The organism is Mesorhizobium sp. P2_C5_2 (assembly GCF_056404535.1).
Genome location: NZ_JBFUDV010000001.1, coordinates 485,038 through 502,336, shown reverse-complemented (window position 1 = coordinate 502,336; position 17,299 = coordinate 485,038). Strand labels below are relative to the sequence as shown.

The following is a 17,299-nucleotide window of genomic DNA, read 5'->3' as shown; positions in this document are numbered from 1 at the left end:
CGCGCTTCCTCAGCTTTCCAGATATGAGGCAACGTCCGAGAGTATATTGCGGATCGCCGCCACCGAATGCGCATAATTGCCGATCTTTGGATTGCCGCCGAAATGCAGGCCGATGACCCGCAGCCCGTCTTCCCCGAGATCGACAATGGCCGAGCCCGAGCTGCCGCCGAGCGTGGTGCAGTCATGGCTGAACACCGTTTGTTTGGGATCGGCGTCCAGATGCGCGTGCTCGATTTGCCCTGGCGAATAGCGTTTGACGCCGAACTTGAAGTCGAACATGGCTTTCAACAGGCTGAAGGGTTCCGCGCCCGGACGCGGTTTTCCCGGAAAGCCGATCGCGTAGGTGTCGCGGCCCTCGATTACATCGCTCTGTTGGCTTTCCAGGCTGAGCCGTTCTGGAAAAGCGCGGTCGCCGACCTCGCAGCGCAGAACGGCCAGATCGATCTTTCCAAAGTCGATTTTGGCAGGGTCGATTGTGGCTGCGGTCGTCAGAACCAGCTCGGCCAGAGCGAATGGTTTTACCGGCACCGCGGCGTTCTCGCCGCCAAAGTCGATGCCTGCCTGTTCCTGCAGACGCCATTTGCCGTTCTCGTCCGCAACGGCGATGTCCTGCAGTACATGCCGGTTGGTCAGCACCAGGCCGGGGCCGATGGCGAACCCAGTTCCGACATGGTTTCCTCCAAGGTTGATCCGGCCAACGGAACTGCAGACTTTCGAGATCGCACCGGCAAAGGCGGTGGTGGCATCACGCCAGATACCGAGCCGGGCGTCGGCGAAATCCAGGCCGCAATCGGTCAGCGCGAGCGAAGGGCGTTGACCGGTGGCGATGACGATCGCCTCCAGCCCGACGGTCTCGTCCGTGGTCAGGATGGCTGCGTCGCCGTCTTGTCTTAGTTTGCCGAGGCCCCTTTTGCCGTCGGCCAGAACTTTGGTCATGCCTTCGTTCTGGGGCAGGCTTTCCATGCCGGAAGACTCGACGGCAATGGAAAGGGCCTCGGTTGCCAGTCCAGCGATCTCGTCGGCGCGTCCCTGGTCCAGTGCCTTCACATCCGACCGGTCTTGCGGTGCGCGTATCGACCGCTCGGTGAATGTGTCGGCAGCATTGTTGCCAGCACCGAGAATACGTAGAAACCTTTCGGCAGCCCGACCAGTCATTTTGCCCCCCAGCAACATCGAGCTTAATGAGTTGAGGGGAAAATACAATATGTAGCCACGAGTGCTACGGGATCTTGGGGTTTATTATCGAATATCTCAAGAACTGCGATGTCGTGCCACCTGCCAACACTTTACGCCACCCGCATCGGCTTTAGTGCCTCGCTCCAGCGCGACAGCTCGTCCAGCATGGTCTTGGTTCCACCCTGGACCTGCTCGCTGGCCTGGAAGGAGCCGTCGCTCTCCAGCAGCTTCTGATACAGCGGCAGCGCGACACCTTCGGGGATCGGCATGATGCCGACCGAGGTCAGCAGTGGCTTGACCGCCTGCGCGGCGCGCAGGCCGCCGGAGACGCCGCCATAGCTGAGGATGGCCGCGGGCTTGTATTTCCATTCCCGCAACAGGTAATCGATCGCGTTGACGATCGCCGGCGCTGCGAAATAATTGTACTCAGGCGCCACGAACACAAAGGCGTCGGCGGCATCGATGGCCTTCGACCAGGCTTTGGTGTGGTCGTTCTGGTAATTGCCGAGCCTGGGGTGGTGCGGTTCGTCCAGAACCGGCAGCTGGAACGCGGCAATGTCGGTCAGCACCGGCTCGAATTTGCCGTGCTCACGGGCAAAACCCTCCAGCCAGTGGGCGAAGACCGGCCCGGCGCGGCCCGGCCGCGTGCTGCCGATGATGATGTTCAGCTGGTGCTTCAAGGCGGGCTCTCCTGGGCGATTGGCAGTATCTGTTGGTCACTACGGCAGAATTGCGCGGATGGACAAGGCGCAAAACTTTCACGCGCGGTCACGATAGGATGAACAGACTGTCCTTACAGTTCATTGGCAGCCGCGTGTGGGTCTGCCCTTCGGTCACATGGACGCCCCGATTGCCAGCCACTACATTGAGGCATCAGCGGAGTACCTCATGGACACGCAGCCCGTCCCCTTCGTGCCGCCGGCGCCCAAGCCGCGCACGACGCCGCCTTCGACGCTGGAGATGATGCGGATCGTCTACCGCAATCCGCTCGAACTGTGGGGCGAGCACACCTACAACGAACCCTGGATATCGGCGAATGGCGTCGGCGGGCATCTGATCGTCGCCAACGATCCCGGCCTTATCCGCCATGTGCTGATCGACAACGCCAAGAACTACAAGATGGCGACGGTGCGCCAGATGATCCTGCGACCGATCCTGCGCGACGGTCTGCTGACCGCCGAGGGCGAGGTGTGGAAGCGCTCGCGCAAGGCGATGGCGCCGGTATTCACGCCGCGCCATATCTTCGGCTTCGCCGAGCCGATGCTGCGCCGAACGATGCAGTTCGTCACCCGCTACGAAAGTGGCGGCATGTCCGATATTGCCCACGACATGACGCTGCTCACCTACGATATCCTGGCCGAAACGCTGTTTTCCGGCGAGATTTCGGGCGAGCCCGGCAGTTTCGCGCAGGAGATCGACCGCCTGTTCGAGACCATGGGCCGCGTCGACCCGCTGGATCTTTTGCGCGCGCCCGAATGGCTGCCGCGGCTGACCCGCATCCGCGGCCGCAAGACCATGGCGTATTTCCGCAAGATCGTCACCGACACGGTCAAGATGCGCGAAGAGCGGCTGAAGCGCGACCCCGACACCGCGCCACAGGACTTCCTGACGCTTCTGCTGCGGGCCGAAGGCCCGGACGGGCTGACGCGGGCCGAGGTCGAGGACAACATCATCACCTTCATCGGTGCCGGCCACGAGACGACGGCGCGGGCCCTCGGCTGGACGCTCTACTGCCTCGCCGAGGCGCCATGGGAGCGCGAAAGGGTCGAGCGCGAGATCGATGCCGTGCTGGCGCGCGAGCCCGACCCGACGAAATGGCTGGACGCCATGCCGTTCACGCGCGCCGCCTTCGAGGAAGCGCTGCGGCTCTATCCGCCGGCGCCGTCGATCAACCGCGAGCCGATCGAGACGGAGACGTGGAACGATCTGGTGCTCCCCAAGCGCGCAGCCGTGCTGGTGATGCCCTGGGTCGTGCACCGCCACAGAAAACTGTGGGACAGGCCCGACGCCTTCATGCCGGAGCGCTTCCATCCGGGAAACCGCGAGAAGATTGATCGCTTCCAGTATCTGCCGTTCGGCGCCGGTCCGCGCATCTGCATCGGCGCCAGCTTCGCCATGCAGGAAGCGATCATTGCGCTGGCCATCATGCTGTCGCGCTTCCGCTTCGATGCGACGGCGGAAACGAAGCCGTGGCCGGTGCAGAAGCTGACGACGCAGCCGCAGGGCGGCCTGCCGATGCAGGTGACCCGGCGCGTTTGACGCGACGCCTTAGTTAGCGATACCTGCGGGCTTGCGCTGGAACTGACCGGCGGCGCGGAAGCGCCAGAGATAGCTGGGCAGGATGGTGCCGATCGACTGCGGCTGGATGTCGAGGCCGGCAAGCGTCCGGTTGGCGTTGTTGGCCTCCTCCGAGACGATGTTGTGCTCGCGCAGCTGCAGCACCTGGTCCTTGGTCAGCAGCGGATTGGGCAACAGGCCGAGGACCGAGGCCTGCAGATTGGCAACCCACCACGGCACCGGCACCAGCAGCCGCTTGCGCTCGATGACGGTCAGCAGCTCTTCCATGCATTCCTTGAAGGTGAGCACCTGCGGCCCGCCGAGCTCATAGATTTGGCCGCCCTTGATCTTGCCCTCGACCGAACGCGCCACCGCCTCGGCGACATCGCCGACATAGACCGGCTGGAACTTGGTGTGGCCGCCGCCGATCAGCGGCAGCACCGGCGAATAGCGCGCCATGTCGGCGAAGCGGTTGAAGAAGCTGTCCTCCGGGCCGAAGTTGATTGAGGGACGGAAGATCACGGCGTCGGGGATGGTTTCCAGCACTGCCTTTTCGCCGAGCGCCTTGGTGCGGGCATAGTTGGACTCGGCGTTGAGGTCGGCGCCCAGCGCTGAAATATGGGTGAGGCCGGCGCCGACCGAGCGCGCGGCTTCAGCGACGGCGCGGGCGCCGAACTCGTGCACGGTGTTGAATTTCTGCCGGCCGCTCTCATGCAGGATAGCGACCAGGTTGATGACGTGGTCGGCGCCCTGCACGGCGCGGTCGACTGACCAGCGCACGCGCACATTGGCCTGCACCGGCTGGATCTGGCCGACATTGCCGAGCGGCTGCAGATGGCCCGCGAGATCGGGCCGGCGCACCGGCACCCTGATGCGGTAGCCGCGCTTGGCCAGCGCCCGCACGATGTGGCGGCCGACAAAGCCAGAGCCGCCGAAGACGACCACGAGCTTGGGGATTTGCAGGATTTCGGTCATGGCTGGCTCCGGCGCTCGAAAGCTTGGCTGAAGCCGTTTCATAGTCCGTTTTGGAGCAAAGGCAAAGGGCGACGCGTCGTCGCTGTCGCCCTCCTTTCAGAGCAATTCCAGGAAAAGTGTGAAGCGGTTTTCCGTCCGGAATTGCGTCAGGACAATGCCTTGTCAGAACGCCTTGCCGAGGCGCGCGTCGACCGACTGGCGGTTGCCGCCGCGGATGACGAAGAACAGCAGGATCGCCGCCCACAGCAAGGACTTTTCAGCACCCGAAAAGCCCTGGCCGACAGTGATCCAGTGGAACCAGACGGTGACCAGAAGCACGACCATTCCAGCGAAGGCGGCCGGCCGGGTCAACAGACCGATGGCGATCAAAATGCCGCCGAAGAATTCGGTGCAGGATAAAAGCAGCGACCAGAACGCGCCGGGATAGAAACCGAGGCCCTCGACCATCTCGGCGGCGCCGAACGGGTTGGTGATCTTCTGCGAGCCGTGGATGGTGAGGAACCCTCCGGCGACGACGCGAAGCAGGGTTTCCACGCCGTCATGCAACGACGAATACAGGCGGCCAAACACCGGGATGATCAGTCTGCCGCGGGAAGCGTCGGTGGTTACGGACATCGTAGCTCCTGTTGTTGTGATGACCCCTCGCAAACGCCCGATGGTCCACATCAAGTCAAGTTAACAAAAGTTAACTTTCACCATCATGTTTAGCGCACGGAGCACGAAACGCAGAAAACCCCGCCGAAGCGGGGCTTTCCGGGTGACGCAACGGTCGAGACAGGGCTCGAGGCGGCTGACCTGAGACGGCATACGCCCGCCCGGCCCTAAACGCATCCGACAGAAGACACCGACCGGGCAAACCCGACCCGGCAGTTATTGGTCGCTGCGATCGGCAGAAAGGTTCAGCCACGGCGCGGAAAAATCTGTTTCGAGCAGAACTGCTCAGGCCGAATAGCGCTCGGCGAATTCGGAAATGCGCTGCACCACCGCTTTGGGGGCGTTGATGCCGCGGGCCTGCGCCTTTTCCGCTGCCTCGGCGCGGGCGCGTCCTGGCACATGCACGCCAAAGCGCCGACGCAGCCGGTCGAGCTGATCCTTCATGCGCTGCTCGAAATCCGGATCGAGCAGTTTTGGCTCGACGGCGAGCACGAACAGGCCGGTTCCCGGGCTGTCCGGTCCGCCGGTGAACCATGGCGCGTCGAGCGACCAGTTGGCGCCCGACAGGCCGGCCGCGAGCACTTCGACCATCAGTGCGATGTTGGCACCGCGCTGGCCGCCGAAGGCCAGCATGGCGCCTTTCATGGCCGCCGCCGGATCGGTGGTCGGGTTGCCGCTGACGTCCAGCGCCCAGCCTTCGGGGATCTTCTTGCCGTCCTCGGCCGCCTTGCGGATGTTGACGTAGGCGGTGGCGCTCGACGACTGGTCGATGACCAGCGGCGCGCCATCGGCGGCGGGTGCGGCAAACGACATCGGGTTGGTGCAATAGACCGGCTTGACCGAGCCGGAGCCGGCAAGCACCGCCGGCCCGTTGGTGGCGGCGAAGGAGACCAGTCCCAGCTGCGCCAGACGCCCGGTGAAATAGCCGAGCGCGCCGCACGTATAGGCGTTCTTCTGCGAGAAGATGGCGACGCCGAACAGCTTTGCCGCCTTGGCCAGGTCGTCGATGGTACGGTCGAAGCCGGTATGCGCCAGCCCGCCGCGCGCATCGGAGAGGTAGACGGCGAGTGCCGGCCGGGTGATCACCGGGTCGGCATTGCCGTCGATGCGGCCGGCTTCCAGCGCTTCGAGGTAATCGATGAAGTGGGTCAGCCCGACGGTCGACAACCCTTCCGCCTCGGCAGCTATGATCGAGGCGGTGAGCGACTGCGCCGCCTCTTCATTGGCGCCGGCGCCAAGTGCTGCCATCCGGCAAAGCCCTGTTGCCTGGTCGAGACTGAGTTGCATCATAGCGGTCCTGCGATTGCGGAATCTGAATTTGCGTCAGATGGTCTAGCAGCACACGCAGCGGAGTTGGTGTTGAAAATCGTCCGCAACTGCAAGAAAAGCGGCCGATATCTCCGCGCTTACGGTCCGCCGATCAGCGTGGCGCCTCTAACCGATCTTGTTCGGAATCCGCGCCTCGATCTTGCTGAAGGCGAACACCAGTATGCCGGTAATGATCATGTAGATCAGCGCCAGCAGCAGCAAGGGTTCGTAGGTGAGATAGGTGTCCTGCCGCACCTTGGACGAGACGGCGAAGATGTCGATGACGCTGATCGTCGCCACCAAAGGTGTCGATTTCAGCTGCAGCACGGTTTCACCGGTCAGCGTCGGCAGCGCCCGATAGATGGCCTGTGGCAGCCAGATGCGGCGGAAAATCTTCCAGCGGCTCATGCCGAAAGCGCGGGCTGCCTCGAGCTGCCCCTTGGGCACGCCGGCAAAGGCGCCGCGCATCACTTCGCCCTCGTAACCGGCGAAGGACAAGGTCAGCGCCAGAACGCCATAGGGCCAGGCCTGGCGCAGATATGGCCACATCCAGGATTCGCGAATCCACGGATATTGCGGAAACAGCGAGCCCAGCCCGTAATAGAGCAGCCACAGCTGGATCAGCAGCGGCGTGCCCCGGATGACGGTGCAGAATGTCCTGGCGGGGGCGGAAAACCAGAACGAGCCGGCGGCCTGCGCCAGGCCGAGCGGCACGGCGAGCAGGAAGCCGAGAAAGCAGGTGACGGCCAGGATCCACAGCGAGCGCCAGATGCCGAGCAGTCCCATTTCATAATATTGCGGCAGCCAGTCCCAGCGCATGAAGAAGGCCGCACCGAGAACCAGCGCGAGCGCGATCAGAATCAGCACGATGCGGTGCGGCTGCAGCCACAGCGACGTCCGCGCGGCGGCGTTGATGAGGGTCGCCTCACCGGCCATCAGCGCGCATCCTTGAGCGATGGCATGCCGCGCCGCGACCAGGCCTCGACGCGGCCGATGAGCAGGTTGGAGACCAGCGACAGAATGAGATAAAGCACGCCCGCGGCGAAAAAGAAGGTGAAATAGGCTTTGGTGACGCCCGCCGCCTGCCGTGTCGCCAGCGCCAGTTCGTAGAAGCCGACGACCGCCAGAAGGGCGGTGTCCTTGGTGGCGATGAGCCAGAGATTGGCGAGGCCCGGTATGGCGAAGGGCAGCATTGCCGGCAGCGTTATGCGCCGCAGCATCAGGCCGGGTGACATGCCATAGGCGCGGGCAGCTTCGATCTGGCCCTGCGGTATCGCCAGGATCGCGCCGCGTATCACCTCGGTCGAATAGGCGCCCTGGACAAAGCCAAGCACGGCGATGCCGGCGGCAAGGCCGCTGATGTCGACGCGCTGGTAGCCCATTGCGGTCAGCGCCTGGTTGATCAGGTCCGTCCCGGCATAATAGAGCAGCAGGATCAGCACCAGTTCGGGTACGGCGCGCACCACGGTCGTGTAGACGGCGAGCAGGTCGCGCACGACCGGGCCGCCATAGAGCTTGCCAAAGGCGCCGCCGGTGCCGATCAGGAGACCGAGGACCGTGGCGCCCAGCGCGATCTCGATCGAATGGAGCAGTCCAAGCAACAGCGTGCCGCCCCAGCCCGGCGGATAGGGCGAAAGAAGTTCGATGATGCCGGCCGCCGAGGCCGAAAGAAGTGCGTCGATCAGCGTCGCCCCCGGATTGCTGGCTCTAACCGCCGACGGCAGCGCCGGCGGCAAGCATGTCTGGGAAGGGTCGGGCAGGGAGGCATGGCGCTGGCGCCATGCCTCCTAGCTCATGCGAGGATCGTCAGTTCGACTGCGCGCCGCCACCGCCGTAAATGTCGAAATCGAAGTATTTCTTCGAGATCTCGTCATATTTGCCGTTCGAGCGGATCGCCTTGATGCCGGCGTTGATCTTGCCCTTCAGCTCGGTGTCTTCCTTGCGCACGCCGGCGCCCACGCCCGGTCCGAGCACTTCATCGTCGGGAGCAACCATGCCCTTCAGGTCGCAGCAGGCCTTGCCCTGGTCCGACTTGAGGAATTCGCCAAGCGCGATGGAGTCGGCCTGCACCGCGTCGAGACGGCCGGCGGCAAGATCGTTGTTGGCTTCGTCCTGGGTCTGGTATTCCTTGATCTCGGAAGCCGTCGCGCCGAAATGCTTCTTGGCGTAGACGGCATGTACGGTCGAGACCTGAACGCCGACCACCTTGCCCTTGAGGTCGTCCGGCGTGGCGCCGAATTTCTGGTCCTTCGGGCCGATGATGGCGGTCGGTGTGTTGTAGTACTTGTCCGAGAAGTCGATGGTTTTCTCACGTTCGGCGGTGATCGACATCGAGGAGACGATGAGGTCGATCTTCTTCGTCGTCAGCGCCGGGATGATGCCGTCCCAGGCAACCGGCGTGATGACGCAGTCGAGCTTTTCTTCAGCGCAGACGGCGTCGATGAACTCGATCTCCCAGCCGACCCATTTGCCGGAAGCGTCCGGCGAGGTGAAGGGCGGATAGGGCTCGGCGGCAACGCCGATCTTGACCGGATCGGCCTTGGCCACGCCCATGGCGGCGACGCCGAGCAGCAGCGCTGCGGCGAATGTTTTCAGAACAGTCTTCATTTTCACGACTCCCAGTTTGTTGTTGGTTCCCGGTTTTCTTCCGTCCCGGCTTTCCTAGCCGATGTTGCGGATGAACTGCTTCAGCCTTTCGGATTTCGGTGCGCCGAAGATCTGCTCCGGCGGCCCCTCTTCCTCGACCAGCCCGTTGTAGAGGTAGACGACATGGGTCGCGACCTCGCGGGCGAACTTCATTTCGTGCGTGACCAGCACCATGGTGCGGCCCTCGCGCGCCAGGTCGCCGATCACCTTCAGCACCTCGCCGACCAGTTCCGGGTCGAGCGCCGATGTCGGCTCGTCGAACAGCATGACACGCGGGTTGATGGCCAAGGCGCGGGCGATTGCCGCGCGCTGCTGCTGACCGCCTGAGAGATAGGCTGGATAGACGTCGCGCTTTTCGGCGAGACCGACGCGTGCCAGCAGCTTTTCGGCTTCCCTGATCGCCACGTCGCGCTTGACGCCCAGCACATGCACTGGAACCTCGATGACGTTCTCGATCAGCGTCATGTGGCTCCACAGGTTGAAGTTCTGGAACACCATGCCGAGCTTGGAGCGGATGCGTTCGATCTGCCGGCGATCGGCGGGCACGGTGTGGCCGTGGCTGTCGGCCTTGAGTTTGATCTCTTCGCCATTGACGCGGATGATGCCGCTGGTCGGATTTTCCAGGCAGTTGATGCAGCGCAGCAGCGTCGATTTGCCGGAGCCCGAGCCGCCGATGATGGCGATCACCTCGCCGTCGCGCGCCGACAGCGAAACGCCCTTCAGCACATGCAGCTGGCCGAATTTCTTGTGCAGGTTCTCGACATGGATGGCTTCGGCGGCGCTGTTCTGCGCCTCGCCGGATCGGACTGCGGCGGCTCCCACCGCGCTCACCGGGCAACCTCTACCACAGGGTCGACCGCAGATCGTCGAACGTCTATCCGGCTAATCAACATACGCTGTAATGCCCACTCCAGACTTCAGCATGGACCCAACAGCGCGAGCCCGTCAATCCCGCTCATTACGGCACTTGCGGCCTTATTGTGCAAGTGTATAAATAGCTGTCGATGAAATTTTTCCCATTTTTTTCACCTGGAAAAGGGCACTGATGAGCGCTTTCGGATCACAGTCCATGGCGGCGCCGTTGCGGCGTGTGCTGATGCGGTCGGCGGCCAATGCCATGCGTGGCGCCGACAGGGCTACCTGGCACTATGGCCCAGGTTTCGACCCGGCGAAAGCGGCGTCGCAGCACGCGGCCCTCGCTGAACTGGTGACGGCTTCCGGCGCCGAAATCGAATGGATCGATGACAAGGCCGACGGGCTGTCGGATTCGGTATTCACCCACGACCCGTCGCTGATGACCGACCGCGGCGCGCTGATCCTGTCCATGGGCAAGCCATTGCGCGCCAGCGAGCCATCGCTGCATGAGGAAACCTACACACGCCTGGGTATTCCTATCCTCGGCCGTGTCCAGGCTCCCGGCCAGGTCGAAGGCGGTGATTGCGTATGGCTGGATGCCCGCACGCTGGTGATCGGGCGCGGTGTGCGCTCCAACCAGGAAGGCATCCAGCAGGTGTCCAACCTGCTGACGCCGCTGGGCATTTCCGTCTACGGCTTCGATCTGCCGCTGTGGCACGGCGAGGAGGCGTGCCTTCATCTGATGTCGGTGATCAGCCCGCTGGCCGACGACCTCGCGCTGGTCTATTCGCCGCTTTTGCCGGCTGCGTTCTATCAGTTGCTGAAGGCGCGCGGCATCCGGCTGGTGGAAGGCGACGCCGAAGAGTTTGCCGCGTCAAATGGCCTCAGCCTGAACGTGCTGCCAACCAGCCCGCACAAGGTCATTGCCGTCGCAGGCTTTCCCAAGACCAAGGCCGCAATGGAAGCAGCCGGCTGCACGGTTGAAATCTTCGAGGCGGATGCGCTCTGCATCGCCTGCGAAGGCGGGCCGACATGCCTGACACGGCCCATCCTGCGCCAATGAATGAGCGCCGCAAGTTCCGCCGCGAGGGCGAGGAGCGGCGGCGGCACGATTTGATCGACGCGACCCTGGACAGCGTGGCCGAACATGGCCTGGAGGGCGCCAGCCTGCGCACCATCGCATTGCGCGCTGGCGTCACCGCCGGGCTGATCCGGCACTATTTCCCAGGCAAGGAAGAATTGCTGCAGGAAGCCTACGCGACGCTGATGGGCCGCATGACCGAGCAAGCGAAGGCGGCATTGGTCATGGAAAACGCCTCGCCGCGCCAGCGCCTTGCGGCCTTCGTCACCGCCAACCTCAACGCCCCGATCATCGATGCGCGGGTGTTTTCGCTCTGGGCAACCTTCATCGGCCGCGCCGGCGCGGATCCGACGCTGGCTCGCGCCCACCGCGAAGGCTATCTCGGCTTTCGCAACGAGGTGGAAGCGGTCGTGGCCGAAGTGCTCGGCGCCGAACAACGCAGGCCGGACGCAAATGAGCTGCGCCATCATGCAATTGCGATCAACGCGATCCTCGACGGGCTCTGGGTAGAAGGCTGCCTGGCTGGCGAGATGTTCTCGCCTGGCGAATTGGCGACGATTGGCGTCAAAGCCATAGAGGCTGAGCTCGGCCTCGCGCCGGAAAAGGGAGAAGACAAGTGAAGACCATCGGCGAAGCCCTGATCACCCTGCTCGAAGCGCATGGCGTCGACACCGTCTTCGGCATTCCGGGCGTCCATACGGTCGAGCTCTATCGCGGGCTGGCGCGCTCGAAGATACGCCATGTCACGCCGCGCCACGAGCAGGGCGCCGGCTTCATGGCCGACGGCTATGCGCGCGCCAGCGGCAAGCCGGGCGTCGCCTTCGTCATCACCGGGCCGGGGCTGACCAACACCATCACCGCCATGGGCCAGGCGCGCGCCGATTCCGTGCCGATGCTGGTGATTTCGGGCGTCAACGCGATGCCGACGCTGGGCAAGGGGCTGGGCTTCCTGCACGAACTGCCGGACCAGCGCGGCATGATGGAAAAGGTGGCGCTGTTTTCGCAGCGCGTCACCGAGGCCAGCGAATTGCCCGGCGCTTTGGCGCAGGCCTTCGCGCTGTTCTCGTCCTCGCGGCCGGGCCCCGTGCATATCGAGATCCCGACCGATGTCATGGTCAAGCCGGCCGATGGGATCTCTGCTTCGCTCACCAATGCGGCGCCACCGACGCCGGATGGCGCGGCCATCGCCGAAGCCGCCAGGCTCATCGCCGCCGCGCGTCGGCCGCTGATCCTGGCCGGCGGCGGTGCCAAGCGCGCCGATGAGCCGTTACAGCGCCTGGCCGAGCGGCTCGGCGCGCCTGTCGTCCAGACCGCCAATGCGCGCGGCCTGCTGCACGCGCATCCACTTTGCGTGCCCGCCAGCCCCAGCCTGAAAGCGGTGCGTGCGCTGATGGCCGACGCCGATCTGGTCATTGCCGCGGGAACCGAGTTCGGCCCGACCGACTATGATGGTTACAGCGACGGTGGCTTTGTGCTGCCGACAAATCTGATCCGCATCGATATCGGCGCCGACCAGCTCGCCCGCCGCCCGGTGAGCGTCGCCATCCAGGCCGATTGCGCGGAGGCGATCGAAGCTTTGCTCAGTGCGATTGGCCCAGCCCACGTAGCAGCTGAGCAGAGCGAGGCGCGCGCCGCCGCGTCGCGAAAGGCGGCCTTTGCCGAGCTTAGCCCCGCCTATGCGGCACAGGTGCATGCGGTGGAAACCATTCGTGATGCCTTGCCGGGCGCCATCATCGTCGGTGATTCCACGCAGCCGATCTACGCCGCCAATCTCTATTACGACCATGATCGGCCGGGCGGCTGGTTCAACGCCGCCACCGGCTTCGGCGCACTCGGCTATGGGCCGCCGGCGGCGATCGGCGCAGCACTCGCCATGCCCGGCGTGCCTGTGGTCTGCCTCACCGGCGACGGCGGTTTCCAGTTCACCCTGCCGGAACTTGGTGCGGCGCTCGATGCACCGGCGCCGGTCATCTTCGTCGTCTGGAACAACAGGGGCTATCGCGAGATCGAGACCTCGATGCTCGATGTCGGCGTCGAGCCGGTCGGCGTGTCGCCGGCGCCGCCGGATTTCTGCAAGCTGGCCGAGGCCTACGGCATTGCCGCCGAACGGCTTGCCGGTACTGCTGATCTCGCCGATGCGCTCAAGCGCGCACGCGCAACTGGGCTGCCTCACGTCATCGAAATCACCATCGATTGACGCTTTGCCATCCGCCGTACGTCCATGCGCCGGCAAAGTGGGCGGCCGGCGGCTGCGAGCGATGCAAAGACGCAACACTGCCATGTCGAGATGGCGGTTGAGTGATCGTGCAAAAGGCGCGACGCTCTGCGTCGGGCGCGGCATAACGACAGACATAATCATAAAAAACGACAGGAGCGTCCAGGATGACGGAAACAGTTCAGGGAAAGCATATCGTGGTGACCGGCGGCACTGGCGCACTCGGTGCAGCGGTCGTCGGCAAACTGCTGGCAGACGGCGCGATCTGTCATGTGCCCAATGCGCACGCGTCGGCCCCCTCGCATTTTCCCTTTGTGACCGACGATCGCGTCCGGCTGGCGCATAATGTCGATCTCGCCGACCCGGCCAAGGTCGATGCCTTCTACTCCAGTGTTCCCGAATTGTGGGCCTCCATCCATCTGGCCGGCGGCTTTGCCGCAGCGCCGGTGGAGAAGATCGAATCCGCATCCTTTGCCGAAATGATGGACACCAACGCCCGCACTGCCTTCCTGTGCTGCCGCGCGGCGGTACGCTCCATGCTTGGCTCGGCTACTGCGGGCCGCATCGTCAATGTCACGGCGCGCGCCGGGCTCGACCCGCGCCGCGGTGCCGGCATGGTCGCCTATACCGCCAGCAAGGCCGCGGTCGCAGCCATGACTGTGGCGATGGCGGAGGAGCTGAAGCACAAAGGCATACTGGTCAACGCGGTCGCGCCCTCGACGCTCGATACGCCCGCCAACCGTGCCGACATGCCGGATGCCGATGCCACCAAATGGGTCAGTCTCGAAGCCGCCGCCGAAGCTATCGCCTATCTGGCATCACCAGCCAATCTGGCAATGAGCGGAACGCTGGTGCCGCTTTACGGCCGCGCCTGAGGAGGCGGCGCCGCGCGGGGCGACTCATTTGCAGACAAGCTTGCCTATCTGCAGCTTGAACTTGCGCGGCCCTGGCATCGGTTCCGCGCTCGCGTCGTCGACGATAAACACATCGAGCGCGCAGGAGCCGGCCCGCACCTGGTAGTGGTCGTTTCCGACATGCTCGATCGCGTCGATGGGGCCGTGATCTTCCAGCCTGCGCGCAACATCGCCGCTGTCGGTGATGGCGTCGATCTCGGCCTTGCGCTGCCAGTAGGGCGGCAACGCCGCCGACGCTACCACTGTGCCGACTAACAGGAATGCTGCGACAAAACCGATGCGGGTCATAGGGCCTCCGATCGTCTGGCTTCCACTAGCGGCCTTTGCCAACCTGGCGAGCATGGCGGCCGCCGACGCTCTACGGCATTAGAAGAACCCGCGACTATGTCAGGTTCGAGACGCCCGCCTCCACGACCTCGACTGCGTCACCGATGGCGATCGTGCCGGCGTTGTTCGGAATCGCATTCTGACCGAAGATGATGCCGCCCGTGGCGGAGCGGTGGAGTTTGCCAAGCGTCTGCAACGGCTCGCGCGGGTCCGGCTGCTCACCGCTGCGCGGATCGCGGGTGGTGATGACACAGCGCGCGCAGGGCTTTGCGATGCGCAACTCGACAGCGCCGATACGGATCGTCTTCCAGCTGTCTTCTGGCCATGCGCCTTCCGCGTCGAGGACGATGTTTGGCCGAAACCGCGCCATCTCGATGGGCTTGGCTAGATGGTTGTTCAGATGGTCCAGCGAACCCGTCGTGGCGACCAGCAACGGAAAACCGTCGGCAAAGCCGACGTAGTCGCCGGGCTGGCCGAATTCCGGATCGACCGGGCGGTTTCGCGGATCGTCGAAATAGACGAGATCGACGGGCCGGCCAAGAATCGTGGACAGATAAGCGCCGGCGGCCGGATCGCCCGACCGCGCGACAACCATATCCTTCCAGATCTTGACCTGACGCAGCGCGGCACCTGGGCCTGGAGCGTCAACGGCGTACGAGCCATGCCTGTCATGCTTCAACAGGATGCCGGCGCCGCGATGCTCAACGTCGATCGTCGTCATTGCCGGTATCTGGCGAATGGTGAGGAACTGTCCGTCCTTGTCGACGACCATCCAGCGGCGGTCCCCGGCCATGCCCATGGTCTCGACATCAGCGCTCTGCACGGCATGGCCGCGCAGGCTCTTGACCGGATAGCGATGGAGTTCGACGACCTTCATGCGCAATGCTTCTCCGTTGCCCGAAGGCCATAAGTTCCCGTGTCATCGCCCACGGTGACGTACGCCCGACCCTACAGCCGCAAGTGCGGAGGTGAAGGGGTTGCACGGTCTTTGTCTTGTGCCACCCGGCCGCACATGAAAAACCCGCGAGCCTTGCGGCCCGCGGGTTTCTTGTTCAGGCCGCGCGCAAGGCGCGGCGGAGCCGAGGCTTACGCGGTGCGCGAAGCGGCTTAGCTGCCCTGCTTCTTCAGCGCGGCGCCCAGGATGTCGCCCAGCGAAGCGCCGGAGTCGGTCGAGCCGTACTGTGCGACTGCTTCCTTCTCTTCAGCGATTTCCAGCGCCTTGATCGAGACCTGCAGCTTGCGGGTCTTCTTGTCGAAGGCGATGACGCGGGCGTCAACCTTCTGGCCGACGGTGAAGCGCTCGGGGCGCTGCTCGTCGCGATCACGGCTGAGGTCGGAGCGCTTGATGAAGGTCTCGATGCCGCTGTCGACCAGCCGCACTTCCAGACCGCCATCCTTGACGCCGATGACTTCGCAGGTGACGACCGCGTTCTTGCGCAGTTCGCCTGAAGTCGCCGCTTCGCCGACCGTATCCTTGGCCAGCTGCTTGATGCCGAGCGAGATGCGCTCCTTGTCGATGTCGACGTCGAGCACCTGCGCCTTGACCATGTCGCCGCGATTGTACTCTTCGATGACCTGCTCGCCCGGACGGGTCCAGTCGAGGTCGGACAGGTGCACCATGCCGTCCACGTCGCCTTCGAGGCCGATGAACAGGCCGAACTCGGTCTTGTTCTTGACCTCGCCCTCGACCTGGCTGCCGACCGGATGGCTGGAGGCGAAAGCCTGCCACGGATTCTCGAGCGTCTGCTTGAGGCCGAGCGAGATACGGCGCTTGGCCGGATCGACTTCGAGCACCACAACGTCGACTTCCTGGGTCGTCGACAGGATCTTGCCGGGGTGCACGTTCTTCTTGGTCCACGACATTTCCGAAACGTGGATGAGGCCTTCGATGCCCGGCTCCAGCTCGACGAACGCGCCGTAGTCGGTGATGTTGGTCACGGTACCCTTGATCTTCTTGCCGATCGGGAACTTGGTGCCGATCTCGGACCACGGATCGCTCTCGAGCTGCTTCATGCCGAGCGAGATGCGGTGGGTTTCCTGGTTGATGCGGATGATCTGCACCTTGACCGTCTGACCGATGTTGAGGATTTCGGTCGGATGGTTGACGCGGCGCCATGCCATGTCGGTGACATGCAGCAGGCCGTCAATGCCGCCGAGGTCGACGAACGCACCGTAGTCGGTGATGTTCTTGACGACGCCTTCGACAACCTGGCCTTCTTCGAGGTTCTGCACGATTTCCGAACGCTGTTCGGCGCGGCTTTCCTCGAGCACGGTGCGGCGCGACACCACGATGTTGCCGCGGCGGCGATCCATCTTGAGGATCTCGAAGGGCTGCGGGTTGTGCATCAGCGGGGAGACGTCGCGGATCGGGCGGATATCAACCTGGCTGCGCGGCAGGAAGGCCACGGCGCCGTCGAGGTCGACAGTGAAGCCGCCCTTGACCTGGTTGAAGATGACGCCTTCGACGCGCTCACCCTTGGTGAACTTCTCTTCGAGCTTGACCCAGCTCTCTTCGCGGCGGGCCTTGTCGCGCGACAGGACGGCTTCGCCCAGCGCGTTCTCGATGCGCTCGACCATGACCTCGACCGTGTCGCCGACCTTGAGCGTCGAGTCCTTGCCCTTGACGCCGAATTCCTTCAGCGGCACGCGGCCTTCGACCTTGAGGCCGACATCGATGATGGCCATGTCTTTTTCAATCGCCAGGATCGTGCCCTTGACGACCTGGCCTTCGCCGGAGTGACCGGTGGTAAATGATTCTTCGAGCAGGCTCGCGAAATCGTCGCGAGTGGGATTTGCAGCTGACATATTTTCTCCTGGGGTGCCCCGCATCTCTTGCGGGACGGGCGCCGTGGGTTAGCGTTGCGTTAGCCT

17 protein-coding genes are annotated in these 17,299 nt (G+C 64.0%); 5 read left to right on the top strand and 12 right to left on the bottom strand.

What is annotated here, in order from left to right; genetic code table 11:
• Positions 1-9: 9 nt before the first annotated feature.
• Positions 10-1,155 (bottom strand): trypsin-like serine peptidase, encoded by a 1,146-nt coding sequence (locus tag AC1D1B_RS02340; protein WP_477329094.1) that lies wholly within the window; start codon positions 1,153-1,155, stop codon positions 10-12.
• Between the two features lie 131 nt (positions 1,156-1,286).
• Entirely contained in the window at positions 1,287-1,856 is a 570-nt protein-coding gene (locus AC1D1B_RS02335) for an NADPH-dependent FMN reductase (RefSeq protein ID WP_477329093.1), read from the bottom strand.
• A 208-nt stretch (positions 1,857-2,064) separates the two neighbouring features.
• On the opposite strand from AC1D1B_RS02335, the gene AC1D1B_RS02330 reads away from it, so the two are divergent.
• Positions 2,065-3,435, top strand: coding sequence for a cytochrome P450 (locus tag AC1D1B_RS02330; RefSeq protein WP_477329092.1), 1,371 nt, complete (start codon positions 2,065-2,067; stop codon positions 3,433-3,435).
• 9 nt (positions 3,436-3,444) lie between these two features.
• Here the strand turns inward: AC1D1B_RS02330 and AC1D1B_RS02325 are convergent, their stop codons facing one another.
• From AC1D1B_RS02325 to AC1D1B_RS02295, 7 genes are all read right to left on the bottom strand, one after another.
• The gene (locus AC1D1B_RS02325; RefSeq protein WP_477329091.1) at positions 3,445-4,428 is read right to left on the bottom strand and encodes a complex I NDUFA9 subunit family protein; all 984 of its coding nucleotides are present in this window, start codon (positions 4,426-4,428) and stop codon (positions 3,445-3,447) included.
• 162 nt (positions 4,429-4,590) lie between these two features.
• On the bottom strand, positions 4,591-5,043 hold the full coding sequence (locus tag AC1D1B_RS02320) for a DoxX family protein (protein WP_477329090.1): 453 nt from the start codon (positions 5,041-5,043) through the stop codon (positions 4,591-4,593).
• A 324-nt stretch (positions 5,044-5,367) separates the two neighbouring features.
• On the bottom strand, positions 5,368-6,369 hold the full coding sequence (locus tag AC1D1B_RS02315; RefSeq protein ID WP_477329089.1) for an Ldh family oxidoreductase: 1,002 nt from the start codon (positions 6,367-6,369) through the stop codon (positions 5,368-5,370).
• A 147-nt stretch (positions 6,370-6,516) separates the two neighbouring features.
• A complete protein-coding gene (locus tag AC1D1B_RS02310; protein WP_477329088.1) occupies positions 6,517-7,326 on the bottom strand; it encodes an ABC transporter permease in 810 nt (269 codons plus the stop codon).
• Entirely contained in the window at positions 7,326-8,039 is a 714-nt protein-coding gene (locus AC1D1B_RS02305) for an ABC transporter permease (protein WP_312887792.1), read from the bottom strand. Before AC1D1B_RS02305 ends, AC1D1B_RS02310 begins: the two co-directional genes overlap by 1 nt.
• 157 nt (positions 8,040-8,196) lie before the next feature.
• Positions 8,197-8,997, bottom strand: a complete 801-nt coding sequence (locus tag AC1D1B_RS02300; protein ID WP_477329087.1) for a transporter substrate-binding domain-containing protein — start codon at positions 8,995-8,997, stop codon at positions 8,197-8,199.
• A gap of 54 nt (positions 8,998-9,051) precedes the next feature.
• The gene (locus AC1D1B_RS02295; protein WP_477329086.1) at positions 9,052-9,867 is read right to left on the bottom strand and encodes an ABC transporter ATP-binding protein; all 816 of its coding nucleotides are present in this window, start codon (positions 9,865-9,867) and stop codon (positions 9,052-9,054) included.
• A 214-nt stretch (positions 9,868-10,081) separates the two neighbouring features.
• Here AC1D1B_RS02295 and AC1D1B_RS02290 point away from each other — a divergent pair, with 214 nt between their 5' ends.
• From AC1D1B_RS02290 to AC1D1B_RS02275, 4 genes are all read left to right on the top strand, one after another.
• On the top strand, positions 10,082-10,954 hold the full coding sequence (locus AC1D1B_RS02290; protein WP_477329085.1) for a dimethylarginine dimethylaminohydrolase family protein: 873 nt from the start codon (positions 10,082-10,084) through the stop codon (positions 10,952-10,954).
• A complete protein-coding gene (locus AC1D1B_RS02285) occupies positions 10,924-11,592 on the top strand; it encodes a TetR family transcriptional regulator C-terminal domain-containing protein (protein ID WP_477329084.1) in 669 nt (222 codons plus the stop codon). Before AC1D1B_RS02290 ends, AC1D1B_RS02285 begins: the two co-directional genes overlap by 31 nt.
• The gene (locus AC1D1B_RS02280; protein ID WP_477329083.1) at positions 11,589-13,169 is read left to right on the top strand and encodes a 5-guanidino-2-oxopentanoate decarboxylase; all 1,581 of its coding nucleotides are present in this window, start codon (positions 11,589-11,591) and stop codon (positions 13,167-13,169) included. Before AC1D1B_RS02285 ends, AC1D1B_RS02280 begins: the two co-directional genes overlap by 4 nt.
• A gap of 185 nt (positions 13,170-13,354) precedes the next feature.
• Complete coding sequence (locus AC1D1B_RS02275; RefSeq protein WP_477329082.1) at positions 13,355-14,062, top strand: SDR family NAD(P)-dependent oxidoreductase; 708 nt, start codon at positions 13,355-13,357, stop codon at positions 14,060-14,062.
• Positions 14,063-14,086: 24 nt separating this feature from the next.
• On the opposite strand, the gene AC1D1B_RS02270 is transcribed toward AC1D1B_RS02275, so the two are convergent.
• From AC1D1B_RS02270 to rpsA, 3 genes are all read right to left on the bottom strand, one after another.
• Positions 14,087-14,389 carry a hypothetical protein gene (locus tag AC1D1B_RS02270; protein ID WP_477329081.1) on the bottom strand — a complete coding sequence of 101 codons (303 nt, stop codon included), beginning with the start codon at positions 14,387-14,389 and terminating at the stop codon, positions 14,087-14,089.
• Positions 14,390-14,483: 94 nt separating this feature from the next.
• Positions 14,484-15,305, bottom strand: coding sequence for an MOSC domain-containing protein (locus AC1D1B_RS02265; protein ID WP_477329080.1), 822 nt, complete (start codon positions 15,303-15,305; stop codon positions 14,484-14,486).
• A 230-nt stretch (positions 15,306-15,535) separates the two neighbouring features.
• Positions 15,536-17,233: a 30S ribosomal protein S1 gene (gene rpsA, locus AC1D1B_RS02260; RefSeq protein ID WP_112563700.1), complete on the bottom strand. Its 1,698-nt coding sequence runs from the start codon at positions 17,231-17,233 to the stop codon at positions 15,536-15,538.
• Positions 17,234-17,299 lie beyond the last annotated feature (66 nt).